Below are 21,944 nucleotides of genomic sequence, written 5' to 3'. Positions count from 1 at the left end.
GGATGCCATTGTTGCGGTCAACGATGACAGATGTTGTCAGCAATAACTGGTGACGGAATTTCAGCCGGATTTCTGCCGAACACTCGCGCCTTCCTGCAAGCCTTCGACGGGTGCCGCCACGACGGTTTCACCGGCATTGATTCCGGACAGCACGTCGATCTGTCCATTCCGTTCGCTGCCGGTGCGGACCGCTACCCGCTCGATGGTGTCGCCCTGTATCCGCCATACATAGGCGGTGTCACCTTCGCGTATGACCGCGCTCGTCGGCAATCGCACGGATGCCCTGGCGGTGGCGTTCGGCAATTCGTTGCGATCGTCCAGGAAGCTCACCTTCACACCCATGTCGGGCAGGATGCGCGGATCGAGCGCATCGAAACCGATACGCACCCGCACAGTGGCCTTCTGGCGATCTGCAGTCGGCACGATATTGATGACGTGGGAGGGGATGGTCCAGTCCGGATAGGCATCCAGCACCGCTTCGGTCCGCTGTTCGTCGCGCACGCGATTGATGAAGGCCTCGTTGACGTCGACCTCGATCTCGCGCGAGTCCATGTCGACGATGGTGGCGATGCCGGTGCGCGTGAAGCCGCCGCCCGCCGAGATCGGCGACACCATTTCGCCAGGCTGTGCATCCTTCGAGACGACCACGCCATCGAATGGTGCGCGCACCAGCAGATCCTCCAGGGCCTGAGCCCGCACGCGCAACGTGCTCTGCGCGACTTCCACTTCGCTGCGCAGCGATTCGAGGCGCGCGCGTGTCGCCGCGACTTCCGATTGCGACGCATCGAGCACCGATTCGCTGACCAGTTTGTCGGCACGCAGCTGTTCATTGCGGCGCAGGGCGCGCTCGGACTCCGCCAGGCGGACATTCACTTCATCGAGCTTGGCCCGCGCAGAGTCGAGCTGTCGCTGCGAGAGCGTGTAGGTTCGTTGTTCCGAGCTGTCGTCGAGCCGGGCGATGAGCTGGCCCTCCTTGACGGTCATGCCTTCCTCGATCAGTACCTCGGCGACCTTGCCGGTCACCTTCGAGGAGACCGTCGCCTGCCGACGTGCGACGACGTAACCGGAAGCATTCAGCACGGCGGGGCCGGTGCCCGTCGAACCGGAGGCGGCGACAGCCGTTGCGATCTCAACCTCGACTGCCTTATCCCGGAACACGACCCAGGCTGCCGCGGCCAGGGCAATGGCCAGCACGATGATCAGGAACCACTTGTAGGGTTTGCCAGATTGCGGGTCTGGTTCTTCGCTGCGTTCGATACGCAGACTGTCGAGTGCGTTTTGATCGAGTGACATGCGGATTGTCGTTGTTCGAGCCGGCCGGGAGGTGCCGCGGCATTCTACGGGGTGCTCTCGATGGCGGTAAGGCAGGATCGGTGAAATACGCCGGAACGCCGGTCAGACGGCGCAGGAGTGCGGCCGATCCTGCGCACGATGTGCCTTCATACGAATTGCTCCAGCCAATACCGGACAGGCAATCGTCACATCCGCGCCGCGTCGCGCGCATCGCTGAGCGGCCGCGTGGGCAGGGTGAAGCAGAACCGCGCACCTTGATTTGGCTTGGCGTCGGCCCAGATGCGACCGCCGTGACGCTCGATGATGCGCTGGACAGTCGCCAGCCCGATGCCCGAGCCTTCGAACTCGTTGGTTCCATGCAGCCGCTGGAACGGTTTGAAGAGCTTCTGCTCGTACGCCATGTCGAATCCGGCGCCGTTGTCGCGCACGAAGAAGGTCGCCAGGTTGCCCGGCGTCTGCTCGCCGATCTCGATTCGTGCATCCGCGGTCTTCGAGGTGAATTTCCAGGCATTGTCGATCAGGTTCGTCAGCATGTCGCTTATCAGGCGCTGGTCGCCATGGGCGGTCATGCCCGGTTGTATCGTGACGTCGACGGACCGCTGCGGACTGGCATGACGCAGCTCCCCGACGATCTCCTGCGCCAGCGCGCTGACGTCGAGGATTTCCCGCTGCAGCGTGTGGCGCGAGATGCGCGACAGCGCCAGCAGCGCCTCGATCAGTTCCGACATTTTCTTTACGCTGGCCTGGATACGTGTCAGGCGCGAACGCTGATCCTCAGTGACGCTGTTGGCCAGGGACAGCTCCAGCATGCCCGCCTGTCCCGCGATCGTGGACAGGGGTGAGCGCAGGTCATGGGAAACCGACGCGGTGAATGCCTCCATTTCGCGATTGGCGCGCGCCAGCGAATCGTTGGCTTCCCGCAGCTGATTCTGACTCGGCAGCTGCATGATGTGGGGCCAGGCACGCCACAGCAGAATGGCCGTCGGCACGGAGGCCGCCGCCGTGATCAGCTTGATCAGCCCTTCGAGCCAGTACTCGACGTTCCAGACGTTCCATACGTCCATCACATGCGTGAGTCCACAGGACACGATGAAGATGCCGAAGCAGATGAACAGCGAATTGAACGGCAGGTCGCGGCGGCGACGCGCGATGCGAATCAGGATGAACGGTATCGTGAAATAGGCCAGCGCGATCAGGAGGTCGGGCAGGACGTTGAGCCATAGCACTGCCGGCGACCACAGGTAGCAGTGCCCCTGGGGCATGAAGTACTGCGTACTGAAGAAGGGAACGTCTGGTTCCATCATCGAACTCCTGATCATGCATCGGGTGCAGCCGCTGGGTGGTCTGCCGCCGATTTTCTTGGATTCGCTCAGGCAATCGGCTTCCAACCGAAGCCGTGGCCCTGCCGCTGCGGTCACACCGGCGATCCAGCCAGTACTGCGCGGACGTCCTGCGGTGAGCGGGTAAAGTAACCGTAGCCATGACGGTTCGGAAGCCGTCGATGGCCGGCACGCAGAGTGTCGTAACGACGCAGTCGAGTCGAGCCAGAGATGCCGCAGCGTCGGGGGCGGGATTCCCCGGACGAGGGTGTGTCAGCGGGATGGTGCAGTGGCGCGTCCCGATGCGCCTCTGGATGGTTACTCCAGCGCCTGATACACCAGATTGCGCATGACCGAGCGGTAGTACGTACGCCGTTCGATGTTGAGTTCCTGCAGCATCATGATGGCGATCAGGCGTTCCTGCGGGTCGACCCAGAAGTAAGGACCGGTCGCTCCGCCCCAGAAGAAATCGCCGGTGGAGCCGGGCACCGATGCGCGACCGCTCTCCAGACGCACGCCAACGCCGAGGCCATAACCCTGTCCCAGTTGCGGCAGTGGCGCCGTCAATCCAAGTTCCTGCACGAAGCCGCCGTAGCCGACTCCGGGCGGAAGGTGATTGCTGGTCATGAGCGCGACCGACTTGCGCGACAGCAGGCGGATGCCATCGAGTTCGCCGCCGTTGAGCAGCATGAGGCTGAAGCGTGCGTAGTCGCTGGCCGTGGAGAGCAGTCCGCCGCCACCGGAAAACCATTTCGGTGGCTTCACCGGGTTGTAACCGACGACGATCGCGGGGCTTCCGGGGGCACGCTGAGGCTCCGCCAGGCGTGCTGCCTGTGCATCGCTCAGCAGAAAAGCGGTGTCGGGCATCCCGAGGGGCTTCGCGATGCGCTGCTTCACGAATTGATTCAGGTCCAGACCCGAGATGACTTCGACGATGCGGCCGAGTACATCGGTCGACATGCCGTACTCGAAAGTCGTGCCCGGCTGGTAGGCGAGCGGCAGCTGCGCCAGCTTGTCGATGAGTTCGGCGTTGGTCTGCTGATCGTCCATGGTGTTGGCGTCGCGGTTGGCGCGCTGGACCAGCGAGTCGCCAAAAATTCCATACGTGAAGCCGGACGTATGCCGCATCAGATCCTGCACGGTCATTTCACGCCGCGATGGCTCGATCGCGAGCGTGCGTTCGCCGCCAGCGATTTTCTCCACGCCGACCTTGAGCTGCTTCAGCTGCGGCAGGTATTTCGAGACCGGATCGCCGAGCTGCAGCTTGCCTTCTTCCATGAGCATGAGCGCAGCGACGGAGGTGACCGGCTTGGTGAGGGACGCCAGCCGGAAAATCGAATCCGGCTGCATGGCCGCGTTGCTCGACTTGTCGCGAGCACCGAAATGCTTCGCATAGACGGTCTTGTCGTTGCGGACGATCAGGATGACTGCGCCGGGAATCGCGCCATCGCGCACGTCGCCGGTGAATTTTTCGGTCAGCCGGTTCAGTCGGTCGACCGAGATGCCGTCGGGCGAGTCCGATAAGACGGAAGTGGCAGTCATGAACAGCACCGTGGCGCAAAGAGAGTGAATCAGCTTCATCGCAGGCTCCGATTACACGAGACCCGTCAGGTAGTAAATGGCGATGACCACGAAGACCGCGAGCGTCTTGATGCAGGTGATCGCGAAAATGTCCTTGTAAGCCTGCCGGTGAGTCAGTCCGGTGACCGCGAGCAGGGTGATGACAGCGCCATTGTGCGGCAGCGAGTCCATGCCGCCGCTGGCCATGGCCGCGACGCGATGCAGGACCTCGGGCGGAATACCCGCGGCCTGCGCCGCTGTCAGGAACTGTTCCGACATCGCCGCGAGCGCGATGCTCAGTCCGCCGGACGCCGATCCGGTAATGCCGGCGAGCGTCGTGACGGTGATGGCTTCGTTCACCAGCGGATCGGGGATCGCCATGAGGGCGTCCCGGATCAGCAGGAATCCCGGCAGCGCCGCGATGACTGCACCGAACCCATATTCCGAGGCCGTGTTCATCGAGGCCAGCAACGCGCCGCCGACCGCCGTCTTCGTGCCTTCCGCGAATTTATGCATGATGGGGCGGAACGCAAACAGCAGTACGGTGACGATGCCGGCCAGCAGCGCACCCAGCACTGCCCAGATCGCCGTGACCGATGACAGTTGCGTGACCAGCGGCTGCGCGAGGCCGGCGAGCTGCGTTTCGATCCGCGCTTCGTGAACATTCGGAATCCAGCGCGTCAGGATCAGGTTCACGACGCCCACCACCAGCAGCGGCAGGACTGCGATCAGCGGATTCACGACCTGTGTCACTGCGATCGTATCCGGCTCGTTGATGTGCCCTTCGCCATAGCCTTCGCCCTTGCGCAGTGCCACGCGCCGCCGCCAGTCGAGATAGGCCATGCCGGCGATCAGCACGATAACCGCACCACACAGCCCGAGCATCGGGGCGGCCCAGGCGGTCGTGCCGAAGAACGTCGTCGGAATGATGTTCTGGATCTGTGGCGAACCTGGGAGCGCGTCCATGGTGAAGGTGAACGCGCCGAGCGCGATCGTGCCGGGGATCAGGCGCTTCGGAATATTGCTGCGCCGGAACATCTCCGCGGCGAACGGATAGGCGGCGAACACGACGACGAACAGCGATACGCCGCCATACGTCAGCAGCGCGCAGAGGATCACGATGGCGAGCATCGTGCGCTGCTGGCCCAGCGCGCGGGTCACGGCGGCCGCGATGGACTGCGCAAAGCCCGACATCTCGATCAGCTTGCCGAACACCGCGCCGAGCAGGAACACGGGAAAGTAGAGCTTGAGAAACCCGACCATGCGTTCCATGAACAGGCCGGTGAACACCGGGGCGACCGCCGATGGATCGGTCAACAGCACCGCGAGCAGGGCAGCGAGCGGAGCAAACAGAATGACGCTGTAGCCGCGGTAGGCGGCCAGCATCAGCAACGCCAGCGCTCCCGTCACGATGACGAAGCTCATGGAATCCCCCCGCTACGCCCGATGGAATTAATTCATCAGTTGATGAGTTTTGCCGGAGATTGCCCCGCCAGGCCGCCGGCTGTCAAATGTGCGACCGCAGTTTCTCAGCGGTCGAGCAGCAGCTGTTGTGTATCGACAGCGGCAAAGGCTTTCTGCCCGGCGCTGTAGTCCCATCGTTCGACGGCGTAGGTCAGGGGTTGCTGCGACAGGCGGCGCACGATGTTGACGGAGTTGGGTGAGCCGTGGCGGACTCGATGCGATAAGGCGGTGCCGGCCTGTACCGCCCAGGCGCGTCGCCTCAGTCCGGAAAATTTCTGTGACAGAGGCCGCACGTACGGCAGATGGATGTGACCTCCCATCACCACATCGGCGCCCGCAGCCGTCCAGGCGCGAACGGCGGCAGCGTGGCCGTGAACCAGGTTGGTTTCGTCCTCCGCACGAATGACGTGGACGGGTTGGTGAGTGACCACGATGCGAATCCGATCGTGCGGCGCCGCTGCCAGTCGCTGTGTGACTGCGTCGATCTGCGCGGCGGAAATTTCCCCATCGATGTGTCGATGTCGACGCGTCGTATTGATGGCAGTGACGTTGAACGCGTCATCGTCGTAGTTCGTCTCGAGCGCCGGTCCGAAGGCACGGATGTAGTTGGCGTACGGAAACAGTACGCGTGCGAGCAGATTGAACAGTGGAATATCGTGATTGCCGGGAATAGTGATCACCGGTCGCGTGCCGAGTCGCTGCCGGAACCGCTGCGCTGCCTGGAACTGACCGCGGCGTGCACGCTGCGTGATATCGCCCGACCAGACGATCACCTGCGGATGCGTAGCCTCAACGAGGTGCAGCAGCGCATCGACGACCGGGGGTTGCTCCGTGCCAAAGTGCGTGTCGGAGATCTGCAGCAACACGCTCATGACGTCACCCCGTGGGGGTCATCAGGTACAGCGTCTGCGGTGCGACCCGGAAGTGCAGCGGCAGATCGGCCTGCCAGATCTCGCCATCAGTGGCTACCTTGAGACTGCGTTGCCGGCCGCTCATCGTTTGCACCGTCATGTGTCGGAACGCGAAATTGCGGACATTCTCCGCCTCACCCACGCGGCCGAGCAGACCACGGATCGCCAGTCCCAGCAACGCTGCCGTGCCGATCGGTTTGAGAATCAGTGCCGCGAGACGGCGCTGCCCGACGTCCTGAGCCTCCGGCAGGCCGATCTGCTCGAGCTGCAGCGCGTTGTTGCCGACGAACAGCGTCGGTGTGCGCACGAGTTCGACGCGATCATCGTGCTCTATCTCGAGCGACAGCTGCCGATGCTGTCTCAGCAGCGTCCGCAGTCCCGCCCACATCGCCACCGCGCGATTGCGTCCGTACTGTTGCTTGAAGGCTTCGCGATCCTGCAGCAGCTGCGGATACAGGCCGACGCTGGCATTCACGAAGAAGACCCGATCGTTCACCAGTCCGACCTGTACGGGCTTCAGTGTCGAACCCAGCAATGCTCGCGTGGCCTCCGCGGCATCGAGTGGAATGCCGTGCGCGCGACCGGAATAGTTGAATGTTCCCTGCGGTACGATGCCAAAAGGTCGTCCCGTCGGCAGAGCGGCCTGCAGAACTGCGTTGATCGTGCCGTCGCCTCCGGCAGCGACGATAGCGCCGGCATGGCGTTGTGCTTCGTCCGCCGCGCGGCGTGCGATCGTCGGTAGTTCTTTGGGATTCTCCACCGCGAACACGGCATATCGCTGTCCGGCTTCGCGCAGCGTCGACTCGATGCGCTCGCGCTCGGTCTGCGCGTCGGATGATCCGGACGCTGCGTTGAGGACGATGAAGAGAGGTGTATCGCGGCCAGGTGTGTCGGGGTGCATGCTGACAGCACAATGCCCCACGTCTCGCGCGGTTCCTGTCCGACAGCGCATGCATCGGGTCCTGGATGCAAAAAAACTCCCCGTGGAGAGTCTTCATCTTTCGGATCCCAGTCCCGTCAGTCGCCAGGCAAGAGCCATGGGCTGGGGTCAGTCGTTGCAGAATTCGGGCGGGGCGCGATCTACTCGTAACGCCTGCCTTCATGTTCCAGCCAGCCGCCGGGATGGTGCCCCTGCGGGTCGTGGTGCGTCCAGTGAATGACGCCGCCTTTGTTGTTCCATTCGTACTCGCCATTGAAAGCGACCGTGTCGCCTTCGCGCAGCGAGTCGATGCGTGGTGCGAGATCGATGTTGTGTGCGATGAGCAGGCTCTGACCGGAACTCAGCTCGATCAGGAACCGTTGATGCCGCGAACCCTTGTGGTCGTCGGGCAGTATTTTTCTGACGACTCCCCGTGCCTGAATCCGGATGTCGCTGCGTTGATTGGCGAAGGCGTTGGCCAGCACCGCATCCGCATCATCCGTCGGAGCGGAGACAGATGTGGGCGGCGCGGGCGCATCCATCGGCGCCTGACGGGTTGCAATCAACCAGGCTCCGCCCGCCAGCAGAAGGGCAACGAGTATTCTTTTCAAGAGGCCACCGAGGTCTGGAGACGCTGTGACTATCGCAGAAAACTGGATCGAGGAAGTCATGCGCTTCTGGTTCGACGAGCTGTCACCGCAGGATTGGTTCCTGCGTAACGAGGTCGTCGATCAACAATGCAGAAAACGTTTTCTGGCGCTGTATGAAGTGTTGAGTGCGCGAGCATCGTCTGCGCCACCGTCGACGGCGCGACATGCGCTTGCCACGGTCATCGTGCTCGATCAGTTCCCGCGTAATCTGTTTCGCGGTTCGCCGCGTGCCTTCGCCACTGATGCGATCGCGTTGTCGCTTGCAGAGCAGGCGATTGCGGCGGGGTTCGACAAGGCGTTGAGTGCCGAACAGCGGCTCTTTCTCTACATGCCGTTCCAGCATGCCGAGGATCGCAGCATTCAGGCGCAATCAATCGCGCTGTTCGAGTCAGTGGGCAATGTGCAGTCGCTGGGCTATGCCATGCGGCACAAGGAGGTCATTGACCGGTTCGGGAGATTTCCGCACCGCAATACAGCCCTCGGGCGTGACTCGACCGCCGAAGAGCTGGAATTCATGAAGCACCACGGGGGCTTCTGAAACGACCGTGGGCCGGTTTTAAGGCCGGCCCACAGTTTGGGGATCAACTGCTAATGCAGTGATTACCAGCGGCCGCCGCCACCGCCACCACCACCGTAGCCGCCACCGCCGCCGCCACCACCGCCGTAGCCGCCGCGACCACCGCCGCCGCCACCGCCGTAGCCGCCACGGCCGCCGCCGCCACCACCACCGCCGCGGGGCTTGTCCTGCGCTTCATTGACCTTCAGCGGACGTCCGCCCATGTCCTGACCGTTCAGGGCCTGGATGGCGCGAGCCGCGTCGGCGCGCGGCATTTCCACGAAGCCGAAGCCACGAGGACGACCGGTTTCACGATCGTTGATCAAGCTGACCGAGTCCACGGTGCCGTGCTGTTCGAACAGCGAGCGCACAGTAGCTTCATCAGCCGAAAAGGGCAGGTTGCCCACGTAAATCTTGCTCATTACAAAAGACCTTTGAGAAAGCCTACAGCGCTTCTTGCTTGAAGTCGGAAGCAGGCGGGAACTTTAAAACGACCGTCCTGCCTTCCATGCAAGGCGCGGAACGAGTCTCCTGGATCGGGAACAACCGGTTGGAAACCTTGGACGGACAGGGGTCCCGATCAAGGAAGGCAAAGGGCAGGGTCACGAACCGGGCGCGACTATACCTCTTTGTGAGGCTTTGTAAGATGCATTTTGTGGGGGGTTGGTCACAAAGAGGGGCAGGATTTCCCTGATTTCAGCCATTGTTCGTTGCTGTAACAACGCCTTATCGGCGTAATGGCCCGGAAAATGACAGTCTGAGGCCTCCCCTTAAGCCAAGGGGAGGCACTGCAGGGCATCACGACGTCGCGCCGGCGGAGTCCCGCTTGTTGCGGTCCCTGATCTTCTCGCGGCGCTGTTCCCAGCGGGCTTTGCGCTCGGCCAGCAACTGCGGAATCCGGGCCTTCTGTTCCGCCGTCAATACCGCATAGAGCTGTGTCTGGGTATCACTGAGCTGCTGGATGGCATCCGCGGCGAGTTGTTTTTGCACTGCAACTAAAGCCGGATACTTTGCATCGTCCGGCATGGTGGTCGCCAATGCGGCCCGATTGCTGCGTTGTTGACTGCGCAAAGCCCGACGCTGCTCCTTGCCGCCCGCAAAGATGGATTGAACGCTCTGCTTCTGCGCGTCCGTGAGATCGAGCTGCTTCAGCGTGCCCATCAGCGACGCACCGCCGTGGCGATGCATATGCCCTTGGCGTTGCCCCATCTCCTTGGCGTCGGTGCTGTCGCCCGCGTAGGCCATGCTGCCGACGATCGTCAGCGCGGCGCAGGCTGCAAGCAGCGAAGTGCGGAATCGGTTCGGGTTCATTGGCGTTCTCCTCGACGACAGTAAGTCATCGTTCGTGATGATGCCGAGTTCGCCAGCTCCCGGAGCGGCATGCTCCTGGAAGACCGGCGGACCTCTGTAAGCAGACGAAAGCATCGCGGTCGGCTCTCAATAGAAGAGACCATTGACTACCTGCATCACCACGCCCGTCGTGATGGCCGCAAGCACGACGTCATTGTCCACGCGCACCCAGTGGTGACCGCGCGGTGGCGGGCGGAGGCGATACGTGTCGTAGTTGTGGATCACGTAGCGCGGTGCGTAGTACGCAGCGGGCAGGCGCGCGCCACGATGCCAGGTGTTGTGACGGTGGCCCTTGGGCGGGGCATAACGCACCACCTGGTAACGGCCGTCGCCACGACCCTCGTGACGATCATGGTGGTGGCCGTGTCGACCGCGGTCGTTCGCCTGGCGACGATCGTCGTGACGATCACTCCGAGCGTGCCCGTGATGCGCGCGATCACGGCCGTGAGAGTCGGCCATGGCGACGGTTCCCATCAGCGTCGAAGCGGCAAGGGCGGCAACCAGAAGGCGTTTCATCGTGTTCTCCTCGGGCCGGACGATCCGGCGCGGGGACACTATCGCGCAGCGTCACTGATGTGAGGCTGAACGATTTCGATCAGTGTCGGTTCATCTTCGCCACCGCGAATCTGATGCGTTTAGTAAAACGCAGCGTCAGAATGCGCTGGCCGGCACGCGGCGCTCACGGTAATTTACCGACAGGGGCGGGGAGGGGCAGGAGATGGTGGCCGAACTCAGCAATCATCGCTCGTTACCATTGCACGACGCGGCCATGCCGCCGGTGCCGATACGTCTGTCGTCGGATCCGTTCGAGATCTTTCTCGAGGCCATGCTGCAGGTCCGGCTCGAGTGCCATCTGTGGAAGGCGCATTTCATTCACCTCTCCGGCCACACGCTGCCTGAAGCGACTTCTGCGGAGTATCGCGATGTCTGGGATCTGATGCTCGCCAGGTGGATCCCCGACTATTCGCCCGAGAACTATCGCCTTTACGCACCGCTCTTCGAGAATGCGCTGCGCGACATGCGCTCGCGCTTCGATCGACTCACGGTGGTGTTCAGTCGGGTGTTGCCGCGCGATGTGCGCAGGCGGCTCGACAAGGCCATCCGGCAGCTGGACTTTGCCGCGGCGAGCTATCAATGGATTCCCGCCCGCGTCCACATCGAAGATCCCGCCGTGCTGTTCGCCGCGCGCTTCAAAGGTGTGATTCGCGTACTGCGATTGATCGCACGCGATGCGGACGAACGGCTGCTGTTGATGGTGGACTGATTCCCAGGAACAGTTGTTCGCCGTCAGGGCTTCCACTCCCGGTAACGAAGGAGAGAAGCCATGACCGATATCAGCAAGGCAAAGGTAGCGATTCTCGCTACACACGGATTCGAGCAATCCGAATTGCAGGTTCCCCGACAGAAGCTGCGCGACGCGGGAGCGACGGTGGTGGTCGTTTCACCGCAGGGCGGAGAAATTCGCGGCTGGAAGCACAAGGACTGGGGCGACAGCGTCAAAGTCGATCTCATGCTCGATGAGGCGGCGCCCGAGGACTTCGATGCGTTGATCCTGCCCGGCGGTCAGATCAATCCCGACCTGCTGCGTGTCGATGCGAAGGCACTGAAATTCGTGCGCGCCTTCCTCGATGCGGGGAAGGTGGTTGCTGCGGTGTGTCACGGTCCCTGGCTGCTGGTCGAACTCGATGCCGTGCGCGGACGCAAAGTGACTTCGTACAAGTCGATCAGGACCGACATGCTGAATGCCGGCGGTAAATGGGTCGACGAACCGGTCGTCGTCGACGGCGGCATAATCACCAGCCGCAATCCCGACGATCTCGACGCCTTTTCCGCAAAGATCATCGAAGAGATTGGCGAGGGCAGGCACTCGCCGCACGAACAGCGCAAGGCAGGTTGATCCCATGTACGAATTGCACTACTGGCCAGGTATTCAGGGGCGTGGCGAATTCGTTCGCCTGGCCCTCGAGTACGCCGGTGTGGACTACATCGACGTTGCGCGCGCAGATGAATCGCATGACGGCGGTGAAGAGGCGCTGATGAAGCGCATGCAGGGGGCGGATCTGCAGCATCCGCCCTTTGCGCCACCCTGGTTGAAGGTAGGGGATCAGTTGATCGGCCAGACAGCCAATATCCTGCTCTTTCTCGGTCGCCGGCATGGTCTTGCCCCGAAGGAGGAGGCCGGCGAGTTGTGGACCCACCAGCTGCAGCTCACGATTGCGGACTTCATCGTCGAGATCCACGACGTGCATCATCCGATCGGGTCGGGCCTTTACTACGAGGATCAGCGCGATGAGGCGCGACGTCGCGCCAGGGACTTTCGTGACAACCGTGTGCCGAAGTTCCTCAAGTACTTTGCGACCGTCCTGCAGCGAAACCCCGCGGGCGATCTGCATCTCGTCGGCAGCAAGGTTACCTACGCGGATCTGTCACTCTTCCAGGTGATCGCCGGCTTGCGTTATGCGTTCCCGAACCTGATGCGATCCACAGCGAAGCAGTATCGCCAGGTCATGACCTTGCACGATCGGACCGCTGCCGAGCCGCGCCTGGCCAGCTACTTCGCTTCGGCCCGCCGCATTGCGTTCAACCAGGAAGGAATTTTCCGCCACTATCCTGAGCTGGATAGCGCAGCGACCTAGAGAAGTTCGCGCGCAATTTGACGTCGAACCCCGGATCGCTAAGCTGTCAGCCGGCGAAACTCCTGGCCGGAATGATTCCATGGAAGACATGCTCTACGACGGGACCGTTCTGAACTGGACGGGCAAGGGAAAATTCAAAGCGACTTCGGGAATGCCCGGTCATCAGGACCCCGCCGATCAATGTCTGCCCGAGGCCGGGCCCGTGCCAGAGGGGGTTTATCGAGTGCCCTTGATCAACGGCACGGCAGCGCGTGATGACGGTGCAGGGATCTGCCGCCTCGAACCGTCGTGGCGAGTCGAGTCGATTCCTCGCGGCGCAGCAGCAGCACAGTGCGAGCCCTACTGGGCGAACTGGGGACACAACCGTGTGCGTATCGAGCCCGCTGACGCCGCGACCCGCACGAAGTGCAGTCCGGCGCGCAGCGGCTTCTATCTGCACGATTCGACCAAGGGGTTCAGTCACGGTTGTATCGAAGTCGAAACGACGTTCTTCGGTGTGCTGCGCGCGGCGATGAAGCAGGGAACGCAGCGTCTGACGCTCAGGATCAAATACACCGGCGGTACGACCAATGGCGGTACGAAAACGTGACCCTGCGTGCCCTCGTTCTGGCTGCGGTTGGACTGACGACCGCCTGTAGCGGCGCGAACGCCGACGTCGCGATCGAGAACACACTGCATGCGTGTGTGACGCTGACCCCCGCAAAAATTTCGCAGATGGGAAGTTCACTCTTCCTGCCGACGGCCTGGGCCGTGCACAAGAGCACCGGTGAATGCGGCTGCAAGTCAGCGCTGATTTCCTATCGTGTGACCGCCGGGCCGCGTGATGAAGTGATCGCGACCGGCGTGTTGTCGTCCATGAACAAGACGAACTATGCCTTCCTGATCAATCCCGATGCGGGGATTGCGTACGACGCGAAATACACATTGTTCGTCGGCTGCGCCGGTTGAACGCCGTTCATTGTTTTTTCTTGTCCAGCCACACACCCACGCCCTGCGCATTCAGTTCCACATCGGTCGCCAGTAGCGCGTGAAGATTCTCATCGCTGTCGCTGGAACCGCAGCGACGCAATTCCGACATGTAAATATCCTGGAACGCAGCTTTGAGTCGCGTGTGGCGATCGGGTGCCGTCGCCAGTTCGCGTCCGACCTTCACCATCGCATCGATCTGCGTCAGCAACTGCGCCGCAATGTTCTCGGGTTCGCCGACCGCCCCGTAGTGCGTGAGGTACAGCAGTTTCGGTTGTGATTGCAGGATTCGCTCGACCGATGCGTGCAACGCCTGCCAGTCGAACTGCACCGGCGCGGTGGCGGGGATGACATGTGTGCCAAGCGGCGTCGTGAGCGCAGGGTAGGCGATGCCCAGGGTGTCACCGGTGAACCAGCCCCGGCTCGCTTCGTCCCAGATGCAGTGATGATGCAATGCATGTCCTGGCGTGTCGGCGAAGCGCAGCGGTCGACCGCCGAGTTCGATCACCAGATCGTCATGGGTTTCGAGCACGCGATCGGCCGCCACCGGCACGAGCTCGCCATAGTCGCGTGCGGTGACGTCAGCGCCATAAACCGCACGCACGCCTGCCATCAGCTTCGCCGGATCGATCATGTGACGCGCGCCGCGCGGATGCACGACCAGTGTTGCGTTGGGCAGATGCTGCATGAGCAATCCCGCGCCGCCGGCATGATCGAGATGCACGTGCGTGAGGATGACGTAGTCCACCGCATCGCGATCGAGCCCGTGGAATGCAAGGGCGGCGAGCAGTCGCGGCACGGAGTTGTTGGTGCCGGTGTCGACATACGCGGCGCGACCGTTGGCGACGATGAGATGGCTGGCATCGAACAGTTCGCGGACGAAGCCGGTGTCGATCACGCTGATGCCGTGATCCAGTGGTTGCACGAACTGCCGTGGGTCGGGGGGTGAGTCAATCGACATGGGGCGGTGGCTCGAGTGGGGGTTGAGGGATTCTGCCATCATCCCGATCAGTCGCGGCTACTGCGGTTGTGCCAGTGAAGACCGTCGTTGAGCCCAGGTGGCTGCGCTCTGCGGCTTGATGAACAAACCCGTTACTTCCGGGTGGCTTGCCCGGACCTGCGACTCTATGTCGATCACGCAGGCTTCGATCTCGTCCGCGGTGAGTCGATCCACGAATTCAGCGCTGAGCAGTGCGACGACCTGCTCCGGGCCCAGCTGTGTCGCGATGACGCCATTGGCTGCCGCCACTCCGGGGTGCCGGCCGGCGATTGCGAGAATCGAGCGGGCCAGTTCGGGATAGACCTGCTCGCCGAGCAGAAGCTCCTTGGTGCGGCGGGCGAGGGCGATGCCGGTGATGGCGAGGACCAGCGCGATTCCCAGCGAGGCCACGCCATCGAGTACGGGCATCGCGAAAATCTGTGCGCACGCAATGCCGGCCAGCGCGATAAGCAGACCGGCGAGCGCCGCGGAATCTTCGAACAGTACCGTGAAAGTCGTTGGATCCTTGCTGACTCCGACGGCCTCGAGATAACCGCGTCCGCCCTTCGTCGCGCGGAACTGGCGGAATGCAATCCACCACGACGCGGACTCGAAGACGAGCGACAGTCCCAGCACCACGTAGTTGACCAGCGGATTGTCGATCGGTTCGGGATGCAGGATATGGTGGATGCCCTCATAGAAGGACACTCCCGCGCCAAGTCCGAACACCATGAGCGCGACGATGAAGCTCCAGAAATACAACTCGCGACCATGGCCGAAGGGATGCCCGGCGTCCGCCGGCTGCCGTGCGCGTCGCATGCCATAGAGAAGCAACAGTTCATTGCTGGTATCGACCAGCGAATGCACCGCCTCGCTCAGCATGGCCGAACTGCCCGTCCAGAACGCCGCGCCGAACTTGGTGGTCGCGATCAGGACATTGCCCAGCAGCGCGGCGTAGACAACCTTGCTGGAGGCCTGGCGAGCCATGAGCGGGCGTCGAGAGCCTGCGACTGGCTCAGGACGCGTTGCGGTTGCTGCGGGCGACCTGCGAAAAACCTTCGACGAATTGTCGCAGTTGCCCGCGCACCTTTTCGTCGACGAGATCGCCCTGGTCGTTGAACGCGCTGCCCGCCCGCGCCACCATCAATCGGCCGCCAAACCACGGTTGCGTGCGCAGTGTGCGCAGAACGGCCAGCCAGGCATTCTGCGAAAGCTGTGTGCCATAGGGACCGGGCGAGGCGCCCATGATGGCGACGGGCTTGTCGCCGAACACCCTCGCAATGTCGTCCGCGGGGCGTGACAGCCAGTCGATAGCGTTCTTCATGACACCGGGAATGGAGTTGTTGTACTCGGGCGTGCACAGCAGCAGACCAGCGGCGCCCGCGATCCTGTCCTTCAACGCTGATACCGCCGCTGGAATGCCCTCTCCCTCGAGGTCGCCGTTGTAGAGAGGGATGTGCTGGATGCTGGCGATCTCGAGTTCGATATCGGCTGGCATCAGTGCAACGGCCGCTCGCAGCAGGGCGGTGTTGAAGGACTCGCGGCGCAGGCTGCCGGAAATGCCGATAATCGTCGTCATGGGGATTCGCTCCGGGTAACGAGTTGCGATTCTGCGCGAATGAGTGGCCGATGTCGCTACGGTGACATGGAGATCGACATGACCGAATCCAATCTTTTCGAGGGCGGATGCCTGTGCGGTGCGCTTCGGTATCGCTCGACACACCCGCCGTTGCGCGGCGTGATCTGCCATTGCTCGATGTGCCGCCATCATTCCGGCGCACCGGCTCTGGCGTTCGTGCACTTTCCTGTCGCGGCATTCGCATGGCAGCGGGGCGAGGTCAGCTGGTTTCGATCATCGCCCTATGCGGAGCGCGGCTTCTGTGCTGTCTGCGGCAGCACTATCGGGATGCGCGAAAGCGTGCTCGCGGATCGAGTGCAGGTCTGCGTCGGAAGTCTCGATGAGCCGGATCGGGTCCGTATCGACGATCACGTCTGGACGCAGGAACGGATCGGCTGGTTCGACGTACGTGATGAGCTGCCGAGATTCGCAGGCAGCAGTTCCGCGGTGCCGTCGAAGGCGTAAGAAACCTGAGGCAATCCGGGCCGTGCGAATGCTTACGATCCCTTCGCCAGCGCCGCCTCGACGGCCTTCGTCAGTTCAGGGCTGTCCGGCGACACCTTGCTGCCGAAGTGGGCGATCACCTTGCCGTCGCGACCGACCAGGTACTTGTTGAAGTTCCAGCCCGGTTCCTGACCCGTCCTCGCAGCCAGTCCTTTGAACAGCGGATTTGCCGCCGCGCCCTTCACGGACGAGCGGCTGAACATCGGGAACGTCACGCCGAAGTTCTGTTTGCAGAATTTTGCGATCTCGCCTTCGTCTTCGAATTCCTGGTTGTTGAAGTCGCCCGACGGGAAGCCAAGTACGACGAGGCCCTTGCCTGCGTAGGTCTTGTACAGCTTCTCGAGTCCTTCGTACTGCGGTGTGAAGCCGCAATGGCTCGCGACGTTCGTCACCAGCAGCACCTTGCCGCCATAGGTCTGGCAGATATTTTCTGCCGGTCCGAGCAGACGGCGCTGGCTGGCGTCGATGTCCGTCTTCGGGCAATCGATGGCGTGGGCGCTCAATGCGAACAGCGAAAGCGCGAACAGGGCGGTAAATCGCATGGCGTGATTTCCTCGTTCAGAAACCGGGTTCAAAGCTGTCGGGCGGATGCTGCCTGCAGCCTGCATCGCCGAGCGTAGCGTATTCCTGTCGATCGAAGCGTGCGTTCCCGCCGAACGCGAGTGCATACGCCTTCGAAATGCAGACGCTCAACGTCGAGCTTGTCCTTCTGTTGTCCGCGCACGCCTGTCGGCGGCGACGGGCGAGGACAGGCGAAGGTCTCGCCAAGCCCCTTCCCTTGTCCTCGCCGATCGCACGGCCGGCAGGCGCACGCGGGCAGGATGTGATGCGGTCTAAAGGTGCGGCTGCCCCCGCTCCTGTCGTTTCTTCAGGTAGCTGGTGGGCTGCGGTACGAGATGGGCACGCGGAAGTGCTGCACGGTGTCCGGGAAGGTCAACAGGTAGCGATCGTCTTCGGGGTAGTACCGGGCCCGGGAGAAATCCTCGCCCGCAAAGGTGCGGATGTCGGCTTCCGATTTCCACCAGCTCAAGGTCATGACGCGCGTCCGTTCGCTGTCGATGTCCTCGAACAGCAGCTGATAGCCGAGATTGCCGGGAGTGGCGCCATAGTCTTTCGCGCCGGTCACTTCGAAGTAACGAATGTAGGCGTCTACTTCGGAGGCACGCATTTCCGCCGACCAGAGTCTGAGAATCATGGCAGGGTCCCCGTCATGGCAGCGCAATCGCCGAAATCGAGCGCCATGTGAATGAGCAGTCCCAGTCCGATGAGTCGCGTGCGGCGGGGAATCGTGAGCAATCCATACACCGCGACGGCCGGCCAGCGATGCAGCGGATGAAACCCGATGCTGCACCGGTCCGGATCGTAAATCGGTTCGGCGAACAGATGATCCAGATCGACCAGCATGGTCGCAAGCATGATCAGCCAGGCACGACGCCACTGTTGACGGAAGAACAGCCACGCGACCAATGCGGGTACGGCGGCATGCAGCAGAAGATGTACGATGGAGCGCAGGGACATGGACGGTGGAGGCTCGATGCAGCGTAATGCGGAGAACGAATCGGTGTCGATCATGACACTGGCGGACATTCCGCGCGCCTATGCGAAGACGCGTCCGCACCAGCCGGCGCTGGCCTTCGAAGGCCGGGTCACGACCTTTGCGCGGCTCGATGCCCGAACCAACCAGGTGGCGCAGGGATTGAAGGCCGCGGGGCTACAGCCTGGCAGTCGCATCGCGCACCTGGGCAAGAACAGCGACCTGTATGTCGAGTTACTGCTCGGTGCGGCCAAGGCCGGTGTCGTGATGACGCCGATCAACTGGCGGCTGTCGCCACGCGAGATTCAGTACATTCTCGACGACAGCAATGCGCAGCTGCTGTTCGTGGGCGCAGAGTTCCACGCGATGGTGCCGTCGTGCGCGCCGAAGATGTCGAACTCGCGCGTCTTCGGTCTGGATCAGCCCTATGAGAGCAATGGCTACCAGGAGTGGCGCGATGCCCAGTCGTCCGTCGACCCCGCGTTCGCCATCACGCCGGAAGCGCCCGTCACGCAGCTGTACACCTCCGGTACGACCGGCAATCCCAAAGGCGTGGTGCTTTCGCATCGCAACTACACCAGCTTGCAGCATGCGACCGATCGATTCGCCTGGAGTCGCTGGGAGCCGGACGACGTGAGTCTTGCCGCCATGCCGTGCTTCCACATCGGCGGTACAGGCTGGAATGTAATGGGTCTCTATCACGGCGCACTCAACGTCATCGTGCGTGAGTTCGATCCCACGCGGATTCTCGACTCGCTGAACCAGTGGCCGATCTCGAAAATGTTCATCGTGCCGGCGGCGTTGCACCTGCTGGTGCGCCAGTCGGGCGTGCGTGAGCTCGATTTCTCGAGACTGCGATTCATGCTCTACGGAGCATCGCCGATGCCGCGCGAGCTGCTGCGTGAGAGCATGGATGTCTTCAAGTGCGGCTTCGTGCAGCTCTACGGCATGACCGAGACGACCGGTGCCGTCACCGCGCTCGAACCCGAGGATCACGCACCGGCCGACAATCCGCGCATCGCGTCTGCCGGCAAGCCCCTGCCCGGTGTGGAACTTGCGATTCTGGATGCGCAGGGACGACGCATGCCGACCGGAACCGTCGGCGAGATCGTGATCCGCTCACCGACCAACATGAAGAGCTACTGGAATCTGCCCAAGGCCACAGCGGCGACGGTCACGTACGAAGGCTGGCTGCGCAGCGGCGATGCCGGCTACCTGGATGCCGATGGCTACCTCTATATCTACGATCGCGTGAAGGACATGATCATTTCCGGCGGCGAGAACATCTACCCCGCCGAAGTCGAGAATGCGATCTTCGGCCATCCACAGGTGGCAGATGTCGGTGTGATCGGCGTGCCGAGCGACAAATGGGGCGAAGAGGTGAAAGCGATCGTGGTGTCGAAACCCGGCGCTCCACAGGATCCCGGGTCGATCGTTGCCTGGGCACGCGAACGCATCGCCACGTACAAACTGCCCAAGAGCATCGACTTCGTCGAAACGCTGCCGCGTAACGCCGCAGGAAAAATTCTCCGCAAGGAACTGCGTGCACCGTACTGGCAGGGCCGGGATCGGCTGGTCAACTGATTCAGGAAGAGGATCTCCACGGGGGACACGGGGGACACGGGGTAAGAACACGAGGTCACACGCCAGATCTCCACGGGACACTCAGTCGTCATTCCCGCGCAGGCGGGAATCCATCTTTACGGTTCGTATAGATTCCCCCCCTGTGCGGGAATGACAGTAAGAGCGTTTACCTATTCCTACCCCGTGTTGCCCCGTGTCCCCCGTGGAGATCTTCTTCCGAATCCTCAGCGTGCCTTGCGGAACGTGACATTGATCCGCTGCGAAGCCGTCAGTGAATGATGTGATTCCTTGAGCGATGCGATGCCGTGATACACGAATCGCGACGGGCCGCCCCAGACGACCACGTCGCCGTGTTCCAGTGGTACGCGGCGCGTCCGATCATTGCGTCGCAAGCCGCCCCATTGGAACGTGGCGGGCACGCCCAGTGACGCGGACACGATCGGTGCAGTGGCGTCGCGTTCGTCGTAGTCCCGGTGCAGTGAGAGCTTCGTTCCGGGGTCGTAGCGATTGATCAGACAGGCATCCGGACGGAAATCCGCAAAGCCCGCCGCGGCGGCCGCATCGCTGGCCAGTTTGCGAAAGACGTCCGGCATAGCGGGCCAGGGCTGGTGCGACAGCGGATCGATCGGGTCGTAGCGATAGCCGGTTCGATCCGAAACCCAGCCTGACTCGCCGCAATTCGTCATCGCGACCGACATGGTGAATCCGCCGGGTGTCACCAGATGCCGGAAGGGCGAATGCGATGTCACGTCTCTGATTGCAGCGAGCAATTGCGGGGCGATGTCGGTGGCGAAGCCACGCAGGATCGCCGCGCCCGGCGCCAATGCTTCGGTGCGTTGCGTTGCAGGCAGCGATTCGAAGAGACTGCCGGTGGGCTGATTGAGTACGCGCTTCATGAGTCGGTCAGGAACCGGAACCCGGGTGCTTCTGTTGTTCCATTCTCACCTGCGAGGGCTCTGCAATGAAATCCGCACGTTTGTATGTGGGTGACCTTCTTCGGCGTGGGATGAGTTCAATCGAAGGTCTCGCCAAGACACTTCCCCCAGCCTCGCCGTCGCCGGCCGATAGGCGCACGCGGTGAGGAAGGGCGGCAGGCCAATTCAAAACGCGATGTATCCAGGACTTACGGGCATCAGAAGAAAATCAGATACACGAGTCCCAGGATCAACGCCCATTTCACGACGTAGTACACGGGCTTGTTCCAGGACTTGAGACGCACGCCGACCAGCCGGACCTTGTAGATGTATTCGAAGAGGTGGTTCAGTACGCCGACGTGTTCGCCGGGGACGTTTTCCGTGGCGGCGGCCTTTGCCATGCGCTGGCCGATGGCCCGATTGATCCAGCGCACCCACGGATTCGACACCGGTCGCTCGATGTCGCAGAAAAGAATGACGCGCGTGACGTCCGTGCGATTCTCGGCCGTGTGGATATACGTTTCATCGAACATCACTGCCTCACCGTCCTTCCAGTAGTACGTCTCGCCATCGACGTTGATGAAGCAGTCCGGTGAGTTGGGAGTGACGAGGCCGAGGTGATAGCGCAGCGAGCCAGCGAATGGATCGCGATGCGCGCCCAGGCGCGAGCCGGGCGGAAGCACCGTGAACATGGCTGCATTGATCGACGGAATTCCCGCGAGCAATGCGGCGGTCTTCGGGCACAGGTTTTCTGCGGATGGCAGGAAGTCGCCATACCATTTCAGATAGAAGCGCTTCCAGCCCGTGCGGAAGAACGAATTGAAGCCGATGTCGTTGTGTTTCGCCGCTGCGCGGATGTAGCCCTCGTCGAACAGCTTCAGCGCCTCGTCACGAATCATCTGCCACTGCGACGTGACGGGGGTGAGTTCGGGGAACTGAGTCACCTCGGCATAGGGCTTCGCCCTCACGGCCGAGAACAGATACATCAGCGTGTTGTACGGCGCCAGCAGGTTGGCGTGGTCGGCGAACAGACGCGAGAACTTGTGATGGACACGGCCGCGTAGCTGTACGTACGCAACGCTCGACAGGAAGAGTGCGATTACGACATTTCGGAAAATCAGGAATCCATTCATGATGCGGCATTCTACCGTCGTGTTTTCGAATTTCATCCGGGAAAACAGGGTCAT

The 21,944-nt window shown here is 62.2% G+C and carries 26 protein-coding genes; 8 read left to right on the top strand and 18 right to left on the bottom strand.

The features are described 5' to 3' along the window. Positions 1–60: 60 nt before the first annotated feature. From VIZ63_RS07665 to VIZ63_RS07635, 7 genes are all read right to left on the bottom strand, one after another. Complete coding sequence (locus tag VIZ63_RS07665) at positions 61–1,293, bottom strand: efflux RND transporter periplasmic adaptor subunit (protein ID WP_331608959.1); 1,233 nt, start codon at positions 1,291–1,293, stop codon at positions 61–63. Positions 1,294–1,478: 185 nt separating this feature from the next. Continuing rightward, positions 1,479–2,594, bottom strand: coding sequence for a sensor histidine kinase (locus tag VIZ63_RS07660; RefSeq protein ID WP_331608958.1), 1,116 nt, complete (start codon positions 2,592–2,594; stop codon positions 1,479–1,481). A gap of 336 nt (positions 2,595–2,930) precedes the next feature. Continuing rightward, the gene (locus VIZ63_RS07655; RefSeq protein WP_331608957.1) at positions 2,931–4,193 is read right to left on the bottom strand and encodes a serine hydrolase domain-containing protein; all 1,263 of its coding nucleotides are present in this window, start codon (positions 4,191–4,193) and stop codon (positions 2,931–2,933) included. Positions 4,194–4,205: 12 nt separating this feature from the next. Next, entirely contained in the window at positions 4,206–5,597 is a 1,392-nt protein-coding gene (locus VIZ63_RS07650; protein WP_331608956.1) for a GntP family permease, read from the bottom strand. A gap of 104 nt (positions 5,598–5,701) precedes the next feature. Continuing rightward, positions 5,702–6,508: a metallophosphoesterase gene (locus tag VIZ63_RS07645; protein ID WP_331608955.1), complete on the bottom strand. Its 807-nt coding sequence runs from the start codon at positions 6,506–6,508 to the stop codon at positions 5,702–5,704. Positions 6,509–6,512: 4 nt separating this feature from the next. Beyond that, positions 6,513–7,448 carry a diacylglycerol/lipid kinase family protein gene (locus tag VIZ63_RS07640; protein WP_331608954.1) on the bottom strand — a complete coding sequence of 312 codons (936 nt, stop codon included), beginning with the start codon at positions 7,446–7,448 and terminating at the stop codon, positions 6,513–6,515. Between the two features lie 179 nt (positions 7,449–7,627). Continuing rightward, a complete protein-coding gene (locus tag VIZ63_RS07635; protein WP_331608953.1) occupies positions 7,628–8,077 on the bottom strand; it encodes a DUF3465 domain-containing protein in 450 nt (149 codons plus the stop codon). 25 nt (positions 8,078–8,102) lie between these two features. On the opposite strand from VIZ63_RS07635, the gene VIZ63_RS07630 reads away from it, so the two are divergent. Then, a complete protein-coding gene (locus VIZ63_RS07630) occupies positions 8,103–8,654 on the top strand; it encodes a DUF924 family protein (protein WP_331608952.1) in 552 nt (183 codons plus the stop codon). A gap of 62 nt (positions 8,655–8,716) precedes the next feature. Here VIZ63_RS07630 and VIZ63_RS07625 read toward each other — a convergent pair whose 3' ends face one another. The 3 genes from VIZ63_RS07625 to VIZ63_RS07615 all read right to left on the bottom strand — a co-directional run bounded on the left by VIZ63_RS07625 (position 8,717) and on the right by VIZ63_RS07615 (position 10,538). After that, a complete protein-coding gene (locus tag VIZ63_RS07625) occupies positions 8,717–9,094 on the bottom strand; it encodes an RNA-binding protein (RefSeq protein ID WP_331608951.1) in 378 nt (125 codons plus the stop codon). A gap of 376 nt (positions 9,095–9,470) precedes the next feature. Further along, the gene (locus VIZ63_RS07620; protein WP_331608950.1) at positions 9,471–9,983 is read right to left on the bottom strand and encodes a Spy/CpxP family protein refolding chaperone; all 513 of its coding nucleotides are present in this window, start codon (positions 9,981–9,983) and stop codon (positions 9,471–9,473) included. Positions 9,984–10,109: 126 nt separating this feature from the next. Then, a complete protein-coding gene (locus VIZ63_RS07615; RefSeq protein ID WP_331608949.1) occupies positions 10,110–10,538 on the bottom strand; it encodes an RcnB family protein in 429 nt (142 codons plus the stop codon). Positions 10,539–10,740: 202 nt separating this feature from the next. Between VIZ63_RS07615 and VIZ63_RS07610 the strand changes: the two genes are divergently transcribed. From VIZ63_RS07610 to VIZ63_RS07590, 5 genes are all read left to right on the top strand, one after another. After that, on the top strand, positions 10,741–11,286 hold the full coding sequence (locus VIZ63_RS07610; RefSeq protein WP_331608948.1) for a hypothetical protein: 546 nt from the start codon (positions 10,741–10,743) through the stop codon (positions 11,284–11,286). Between the two features lie 60 nt (positions 11,287–11,346). Beyond that, complete coding sequence (locus VIZ63_RS07605) at positions 11,347–11,919, top strand: type 1 glutamine amidotransferase domain-containing protein (RefSeq protein WP_331608947.1); 573 nt, start codon at positions 11,347–11,349, stop codon at positions 11,917–11,919. A gap of 4 nt (positions 11,920–11,923) precedes the next feature. Then, complete coding sequence (locus VIZ63_RS07600; protein WP_331608946.1) at positions 11,924–12,658, top strand: glutathione S-transferase; 735 nt, start codon at positions 11,924–11,926, stop codon at positions 12,656–12,658. A gap of 79 nt (positions 12,659–12,737) precedes the next feature. Continuing rightward, positions 12,738–13,247, top strand: coding sequence for a hypothetical protein (locus VIZ63_RS07595; RefSeq protein ID WP_331608945.1), 510 nt, complete (start codon positions 12,738–12,740; stop codon positions 13,245–13,247). Continuing rightward, the gene (locus tag VIZ63_RS07590; protein WP_331608944.1) at positions 13,244–13,606 is read left to right on the top strand and encodes a DUF2195 family protein; all 363 of its coding nucleotides are present in this window, start codon (positions 13,244–13,246) and stop codon (positions 13,604–13,606) included. Before VIZ63_RS07595 ends, VIZ63_RS07590 begins: the two co-directional genes overlap by 4 nt. Positions 13,607–13,613: 7 nt before the next feature. Here VIZ63_RS07590 and VIZ63_RS07585 read toward each other — a convergent pair whose 3' ends face one another. The 3 genes from VIZ63_RS07585 to VIZ63_RS07575 are packed head-to-tail and all read right to left on the bottom strand — an operon-like array spanning position 13,614 to position 16,182. Continuing rightward, the gene (locus VIZ63_RS07585) at positions 13,614–14,585 is read right to left on the bottom strand and encodes an MBL fold metallo-hydrolase (RefSeq protein ID WP_331608942.1); all 972 of its coding nucleotides are present in this window, start codon (positions 14,583–14,585) and stop codon (positions 13,614–13,616) included. 57 nt (positions 14,586–14,642) lie between these two features. Further along, complete coding sequence (locus tag VIZ63_RS07580; protein ID WP_331608941.1) at positions 14,643–15,590, bottom strand: cation diffusion facilitator family transporter; 948 nt, start codon at positions 15,588–15,590, stop codon at positions 14,643–14,645. A 28-nt stretch (positions 15,591–15,618) separates the two neighbouring features. Continuing rightward, positions 15,619–16,182, bottom strand: coding sequence for an NADPH-dependent FMN reductase (locus VIZ63_RS07575; protein WP_331608940.1), 564 nt, complete (start codon positions 16,180–16,182; stop codon positions 15,619–15,621). A gap of 78 nt (positions 16,183–16,260) precedes the next feature. Between VIZ63_RS07575 and VIZ63_RS07570 the strand changes: the two genes are divergently transcribed. After that, a complete protein-coding gene (locus VIZ63_RS07570; protein WP_331608939.1) occupies positions 16,261–16,686 on the top strand; it encodes a GFA family protein in 426 nt (141 codons plus the stop codon). A 32-nt stretch (positions 16,687–16,718) separates the two neighbouring features. On the opposite strand, the gene VIZ63_RS07565 is transcribed toward VIZ63_RS07570, so the two are convergent. The 3 genes from VIZ63_RS07565 to VIZ63_RS07555 form a co-directional block, all read right to left on the bottom strand. Continuing rightward, positions 16,719–17,267 carry a glutathione peroxidase gene (locus tag VIZ63_RS07565; RefSeq protein WP_331608938.1) on the bottom strand — a complete coding sequence of 183 codons (549 nt, stop codon included), beginning with the start codon at positions 17,265–17,267 and terminating at the stop codon, positions 16,719–16,721. A gap of 326 nt (positions 17,268–17,593) precedes the next feature. Continuing rightward, positions 17,594–17,920 (bottom strand): hypothetical protein, encoded by a 327-nt coding sequence (locus VIZ63_RS07560; protein ID WP_331608937.1) that lies wholly within the window; start codon positions 17,918–17,920, stop codon positions 17,594–17,596. Then, positions 17,917–18,243: a DUF6122 family protein gene (locus VIZ63_RS07555; RefSeq protein WP_331608936.1), complete on the bottom strand. Its 327-nt coding sequence runs from the start codon at positions 18,241–18,243 to the stop codon at positions 17,917–17,919. The genes VIZ63_RS07560 and VIZ63_RS07555 overlap by 4 nt, the downstream gene beginning before the upstream one ends. 16 nt (positions 18,244–18,259) lie before the next feature. Between VIZ63_RS07555 and VIZ63_RS07550 the strand changes: the two genes are divergently transcribed. Further along, complete coding sequence (locus tag VIZ63_RS07550) at positions 18,260–19,843, top strand: fatty acid--CoA ligase (protein ID WP_331608935.1); 1,584 nt, start codon at positions 18,260–18,262, stop codon at positions 19,841–19,843. A 224-nt stretch (positions 19,844–20,067) separates the two neighbouring features. On the opposite strand, the gene alkB is transcribed toward VIZ63_RS07550, so the two are convergent. Continuing rightward, the gene (gene alkB, locus VIZ63_RS07545; protein WP_331608934.1) at positions 20,068–20,739 is read right to left on the bottom strand and encodes a DNA oxidative demethylase AlkB; all 672 of its coding nucleotides are present in this window, start codon (positions 20,737–20,739) and stop codon (positions 20,068–20,070) included. Positions 20,740–20,975: 236 nt separating this feature from the next. Next, positions 20,976–21,890, bottom strand: coding sequence for an aspartyl/asparaginyl beta-hydroxylase domain-containing protein (locus tag VIZ63_RS07540; RefSeq protein WP_331608933.1), 915 nt, complete (start codon positions 21,888–21,890; stop codon positions 20,976–20,978). Positions 21,891–21,944: the final 54 nt, after the last annotated feature.

Origin of the sequence: Povalibacter sp. (genome assembly GCF_036520495.1) — a bacterium.
Classification (GTDB): domain Bacteria; phylum Pseudomonadota; class Gammaproteobacteria; order Steroidobacterales; family Steroidobacteraceae; genus Steroidobacter.
This window is presented reverse-complemented; position numbering and strand designations above follow the sequence as displayed.